At 68.8% G+C, this 6,228-nt stretch carries 4 protein-coding genes and 1 pseudogene; 1 reads left to right on the top strand and 4 read right to left on the bottom strand.

The genetic code is table 11. The features are described 5' to 3' along the window. The first annotated feature begins 19 nt into the window (after positions 1-19). On the top strand, positions 20-571 hold the full coding sequence (locus tag AC08ON_RS15285) for a DUF3291 domain-containing protein (RefSeq protein WP_476608163.1): 552 nt from the start codon (positions 20-22) through the stop codon (positions 569-571). 81 nt (positions 572-652) lie between these two features. On the opposite strand, the gene AC08ON_RS15280 is transcribed toward AC08ON_RS15285, so the two are convergent. The 4 genes and pseudogenes from AC08ON_RS15280 to AC08ON_RS15265 all read right to left on the bottom strand — a co-directional run. Beyond that, the gene (locus tag AC08ON_RS15280; protein ID WP_476608164.1) at positions 653-1,594 is read right to left on the bottom strand and encodes a beta/alpha barrel domain-containing protein; all 942 of its coding nucleotides are present in this window, start codon (positions 1,592-1,594) and stop codon (positions 653-655) included. A gap of 68 nt (positions 1,595-1,662) precedes the next feature. Then, on the bottom strand, positions 1,663-2,901 hold the full coding sequence (locus AC08ON_RS15275; RefSeq protein WP_476608165.1) for a glycosyltransferase family 4 protein: 1,239 nt from the start codon (positions 2,899-2,901) through the stop codon (positions 1,663-1,665). Between the two features lie 206 nt (positions 2,902-3,107). Then, positions 3,108-5,759 carry an ATP-binding cassette domain-containing protein gene (locus AC08ON_RS15270; protein WP_476608166.1) on the bottom strand — a complete coding sequence of 884 codons (2,652 nt, stop codon included), beginning with the start codon at positions 5,757-5,759 and terminating at the stop codon, positions 3,108-3,110. Positions 5,760-5,956: 197 nt separating this feature from the next. Continuing rightward, positions 5,957-6,228 (bottom strand): annotated as a pseudogene (locus AC08ON_RS15265) (hypothetical protein); the annotation flags it as partial.

The following is a 6,228-nucleotide window of genomic DNA, read 5'->3' as shown; positions in this document are numbered from 1 at the left end:
CTCCCGCTAGGCTGCCTTCATGACGGGTTACCATCTGGCCCAGGTGAACATCGCCCGACTGCTCGCGCCGCCCGGCTCCTCCGCCCTGACCGACTTCGTCGCCGGTCTCACCCCCACCAACACGCTCGGCGACCGGCAGCCTGGTGTCGTCTGGCGCCCGCGGCCCGAGGATGGCGACACCGCCGTGCGCACGTTCGTGTGGGAGGGCGACAGCGACCATGCGATCATCGTGAACCTGACCGTGTGGGAGTCTGTGGAGGCACTGGCCAACTTGGTCTTCCATAGCGGCCACGGGGCGTTCCTACACCGTCGGCGCGAGTGGTTTCATCCCACCCAGCGGACGACCAACGCCCTGTGGTGGGTACCCGCCGGGCATCGGCCGGGGACGGACGAGGCCGAGGACCGGGTTCGTCACCTGCGGGCCCACGGCCCGACCGCCACCGCCTTCACGTTCCGGCTGACGTTTCCACCACCGGACCGGCGGATCTCCCTGGTCCCGGGAAGCGGCCCGGAGAACACCGCCGAGCAGCCAGGCCGAGCGGCACCGAGAAACGCGGCGGCCGGAGGCTGATCCGGCACGACGGGCTCCCGCGCCGAGGACGTGAAAAAAATATGCCGGGAAGATATACGGAAAACACGCATGAAACCCTTTTCAGGGGACGGCCGGGTCGGTGTGGTCGATCCAGTCGGACAGAATGGAACCGAAGACGGCCGGATCCTCCGCACGGTTCCAGAACGCGGTGGCGGCCTGGACCGCGGTGGCCCCGGCCAGCAGATAGTCGGCGGCGTCACGACCGTCGGTCACACCCCCGACCCCGATGATGTCCACACTCTCCGGGAGCAGGCGGCGTAGCTGGCGCACCTGACCGAGCCCGACGGGCTTGAGCGCCGGCCCGCTCATACCGGCGAGCTCGACGTCGACGACTGGTCGGTGCGCCTCGTCAACGGCGAAGGCGTTGGGGAAGGTGTTCACCGCCGTGACAAACCGCGGGCCACCGGGACGCGCGGCGACCTCATCGATCACCGTCGCGAGCTCCACCAGGGCCGACGGATCGGAGAACGGCGAGATCTTGACTCCGTAGGGGACGCGTCGGGCCGGATCGGCACCAGCCAGCGCCACCAGCGTGTCGCCCACCGCCGTGCAGATCGTCGCGGTGTGCCCGGGATCGAAGCAGGCGATGCGCTTCTGCGTTCCGCCGTCCCAAACGTTCGGGCAGGCCAGGTTCAGTTCGATCAGGTCGACCCCGGTCCGCGCCACGACCGCGGAGATCTCGCGGTACTCGTCAACACCGAACCCGGCGACGCTGACGGTCAACGGCTTGCCCGCCCGGTGAGCGCGCCGCACCATACCGGGCAGATGCGCGGCATAGTAGTCCAGCCCGCGGTTGGGAAGCCCGAGCGCGTTCAACGAGTAGACCCGGCCGGGCCAGTAGACGTTGCCGGAGTTACCTGACCGCGGTTCCCGGGTAATCGAACCAACGACGATCATCGAGACCGCCGACCGGGCGAACGTCTCGACATCCTCGGCGGTCTTGCAGGTGCCAGCCGCGTTCATGATCGGATGTTCCAGGGAGACACCGCACAGACCGCTCATGACCCTACCCTAGGGTTTTCGCCTGGATCAGGTTCGTGACCGGCAATCGATGACCCGGGTCGCCACCCTCATGCCACGGCGGAGGTTTTTCCGTGGCGCGCCCGCAAACGGTCGATGGCCTTCTGGTAGACCTTCTCGCGTAGGGCTGCGATACGCAGCGGCTCGAGCTCGGCGGTGCCGACCCGACCGCGGGCACCCACCGTCTCCGCGAGCTCCGGGTCGGTGAGGAAAGGTTCCAGGGCGTCGGCGAGTGCGGGGGCGTCCTCCGGCGGCACGACCGTGCCGCCCTTCCATTTCGCCACCCAGGTGGCCACCCCGGTCGTCGCGGTCGCAACGACCGGGCGTCCCGAGGCCATTCCTTCGAGACCCGCGATGGAGAAGCTTTCGAAGCGGCTCGGCACGACGACCACCCGTGCCTCCTCATAGGCCTTGACCAGCTCGGGACGGGTCAGGTGGCCGGCGAAACGGCAGGTGACGCCGAGTTTGACCGCCTGCTGCTCCAGCCAGGTCCCGGTCGCCACGCCCTCGATCGTGCCCGAGGACTGACCAGCGAAGACCACTGTTGCCTCGACACCCCGTTTCTTCAGCAGCGCGGCCGCCTCGATCAGGACGTCCAGCCCCTTGCGCCATTCGAGCCGTCCGACGACGAGCAACGTCGGGTCGGTGTGCCGGGGCGAGGCCACCTCCATGTACGGGGACCGGTCGAACGGGTAAGGAATGACGTCCGCGTCGGTGTCCTTATCCAGCCAGCCGAAACCGCGCAGCGTGGTGACGATCAGCTCGGAGGGAGCGGTGCGCGCGTCGGCGCGCAGCGCGGAGAACCGGTCGATCCGGTCGGCCACCGCGCCCCTGCCGTGCAGCCTGCCGTCCCGCAGACGCACGTCCATCATCGTCGGGGTGTGCAGGTGGATCACGAGGGGAATGTCGCGGCGCAGGGCGGTACGCAGGCCCCGGGTCTCGCCGTCCTGAGTCTCGATCACGTCGGGACGCAGACCGAGACGACGCAGCCAAAAAGCATAGGAGACCGCGAGAACGAACCGCAGGGAGAGCGAATCGCGAGGATGGTTCTCCCCCTGAAACGACCGGCCGAGTGGACCGAGAAACCTGGTGACGGGCAACCGCAGGAGCGGCCGCCGGTGCACCATCACCCCGCCATGATCTTCGTCCGTGCGGTAGCGCCCCTGGGCGCAAAGGATATGAACCCGATGACCGAGCGCGACCAGGGCGTGAGCGATGTCGTGTGTGTAGACTCCCGCCCCGTCCCAGATGATCGGCGGATACTGCTCGCACAAGAAGACGATCTCCATACCCAATCCCCCACCGCGAGCGAACTTCGGTCGGCTCACCTTATCGCTACGATAACCGGCCGCTGCGGGGGGTTTTGGATTTGCGGTCACTCGCGCCACGTCGATCCACATATAGGGGCATAGCGATCTCCCTCGCGGCCCGGCTCGCGAGGGAGATCGCCGGGATACCTGCTCCGGGGCATGGGCTACGGGGACGGACTGACCGCTCAGCCGCGCAACGGCATGGACCGACCGGTCCTGGAACCGTGCGCCGGGGGAACCCCGGTGCCATACAGCCGCGGACCCGACAACCCTCCCGAACCCGAACCCGAACCAGTGGCCGGCCTTGGCCCGGCACCCGTCGGCCGGGTGACCTTCGGTTCGATCCGGCACAGCATGACGGCAGTGAGGATCAGTGCCACGACACCGATCAGCACGCAGATCACGATGTCGAGGACCCAGATCGTCACGCTGTGCTTCCACAGCCCGTCGGTCGGGTCGGTCCGCAGGGTCTCGTTACCGAACTTGCTGACGTCATTGAGATCGTCCGTGGACGCCAGGGCCGCGAACCCCCAGCGAGCCGGGACGAGCAGGCTGATCTGCGCCAGCACGGGGCGTCCGACCAGCGAGGTCAGTCCCCCGGAGAACACCAGCTGACCCATCGTGACCAGGACCAGGATCGGCATGGTCTTGTCCGCGTTGTCGATCAGCGTCGAGACCAACAGACCGATCATCATCGAGGCGAGCGCCGCGACCCCCACCGCGATCAGACACTCCAGCACCGGCGAGCCGAGCACAACCGCCCTCGGCGGGGTCCGGCCCACCAGCCCGATCAGGGTGAAGACAAGACACTGGGCGGTGGTGATCCCGGTCAGCAGAATGATCTTCGATCCAAGGTAGGCGGTGCGGGACAGCCCGATCGTGCGTTCCCGCCGGTAGATCGGCCGCTCCTTGACGATCTCCCGGACCGAGTTGGCCATGCCCATGAAACAGGCACACAGCACCAGAACGAGGAGGACCTTCGTCGCGTCGGTGTTCGGTGCCTGGGGTAACGCACGCAGCCCGTCCGGGGCGCGGATCACCTGCGGGACGACGCCGAGCAGGAACGGGAAGGCGATGATCAGCCGTAGGTACGACCGGTCGGCGAGCACGACCCGCCAGTACCGTCGAGTCAGCGTCGCGAGCTGGGCCCGGACCGGCTGCTGGCGCACGCTGGGTAGCTCCGGCGGTGCCTTGCGCACCGCGGGCGCCACGATCGCGGAGGGTACGAAGAACTCCGAGTCCCGGAACCGCTCCGCCATCTCCTCGCCCGGAGTGGCCTCGAGCTCGCGGAACACCGCCGCGAACTCGCGGAAGTCCTCCTTGCCGAAGAAGCGCAGCGCCCCATCCGCCGGCCCGAAGTAGGCCACGTGCCCGCCGGGCGCGAGCACGAGGATGAAGTCGCACAGGTCCAGGAACAGCACACTGTGAGTGACGACGATGACGGTCCGGCCGGTCTCGTCGCCGGAGCCGGCGCCGCCGCCCTTCGCCAGGCCCCGCAGGGTTTCCATCACGGACTGGTCATTGGCCGGGTCCAGACCGGAGGTCGGCTCGTCCAGGAACAGCAAAGAGGGCCGGGTGAGCAGCTCCAGCGCGACGCTGGTGCGCTTCTTCTGGCCGCCGGAGAGCCGGGAGACCGGTGTGTCGGCGTGCGCGGTCAGTCCAAGCTGGCCGATGACCTCCTCCACCCGAGCCCGCCGCTCCTTGGCGGTGGTGTCGGCGGGGAAACGCAGTTCCGAGCCGTATACCAGAGCCTCACGCACGGTCAGCTGGTCATGCAGCGGGTCGGCCTGCGGCACGTACCCGATCCGGCGTCGCAACTCGTCGTACTCGGCGTAGAGGTCACGTCCCGCGTAGATCACCGATCCCTGGTCCGCCGGTCGGAAGCCGGTGAGAGCGTTGAGCAGCGTGGACTTGCCGGCCCCGCTCGGTCCGACGACACCGAGCAGGGAACGGCCCGGCAGCCGGAAGGTCATGTCGTGCATGAGCTGCTTGGTGCCGGCCCACACCGACAGCGCCTGCGCCTCGAAGGCCACGTCACCGGAGTCGACGTATTCGACGAGCGAGTTTCCCTCGAGCTGGAACAGATGATGGCCGATGGCGATGATGTCGCGTTGTATCACCCGTGCCCGGGTGACCCGGTGGCCGTTGACGAAGGTGCCGTTGGCGGAGGCGAGGTCGATGAGCTCGACGCCGGCCACCGAGATATGCAGCTCGGCGTGATGGCGGGAGGCAAGCAGGTCGCCCACGTTGATGTCGTTGTCGCGGGAGCGGCCCATCCGCACCCGTCCGATCGTCAGCGGATATACGCGCCGCCGGTCGTGCACCATCGTCGCCTGCCCCACGGCCGGGTCGGGCCCGCCCGACTGCGCGGGCGCCGACGGGACAGGCGCCGGCGCAGCGCCCGGCGCCGGTTCGGACCACCATTCCATGCCCGGCACCGCCGCGCCCGGCGACGGCCAAGACGAGGGCGACGGGCCGGCAAGGGGGATGGGTGCCCCGCCCGGGCTGTGGGTCGGCGCGGTCGGAGAGATCATCGGCGGGGCCGGACGCGGAACGAGCACCACCTCGGGTCCGTCCACCGCGCCGAGCCGGAGCCGGAGCTCCCCGGAGACTGCGAGACCGCCCACACGGCAGCCATCCCGCCACAGACCGTTGGCGCTGATGTCCTCGATCCGCCATCCGCCGACGTCGGGATGCAGCACCAGATGCCGGCGCGACACCCGGCCATCGTTGATCACGATGTCGGCCGCACGGGCCCGCCCCACCACGACCGGCTTGTCTCCGGTGAGCGTCACCTCCCCCGCGGGGGTGGTGACATGAAGCGGGGTCGGAACCACCAGCACTCTCCCTCGCTCCTTCGATCGCCAGACGCACCATAGTGTGCCTGTACAGAGGGAATTTTCCCGCCCCTTCCGCAACATGTCCGAAAGCTGACGGCCATGGGACCGGCCACGACGGGTTGGAGCGTGCTGGACCCGGACACCGACCGGTCCGGGGAACGAGGAAATGTGGTGGGCGGGTGGTGGAAATCGAATCAGTTCCAGCGGGCCGCACGGGTGCCGCCGTCGGGCAGGCGGGCGGAACCGACGGCCTGACCGCGGTTGTTGACCGCCGTCGCCAGGCTGCCGCGGCCGCCCAGCGTCCCAAGATCGATGATCCTCCGACCCCGCCAGACGACCGCGTGCATCGTCCGATCGGCGCCTGGGCCCAGCCGACGACGTCCCCGCGATGGGGGCGAAAGCCTGCCACCTGGCCGGCGTTGCTGATCCGCGACGGCCCGGAAGCGATCGAGCCGCCGGGCCACGG

It is taken from the genome of Frankia sp. CoWAU3, from assembly GCF_977971855.1.
The sequence above is the reverse complement of the archived record's forward strand: the minus strand, read 5'-3'. Positions and strand labels throughout refer to the sequence as shown.

Excerpts from the sequence above, each read along its gene's own strand:
- AC08ON_RS15285 (WP_476608163.1), top strand. The coding sequence starts at position 20 with ATGACGGGTTACCATCTGGCCCAGGTGAACATCGCCCGACTGCTCGCG.
- AC08ON_RS15280 (WP_476608164.1), bottom strand. The coding sequence starts at position 1,594 with ATGAGCGGTCTGTGCGGTGTCTCCCTGGAACATCCGATCATGAACGCG.
- AC08ON_RS15275 (WP_476608165.1), bottom strand. The coding sequence starts at position 2,901 with ATGGAGATCGTCTTCTTGTGCGAGCAGTATCCGCCGATCATCTGGGAC.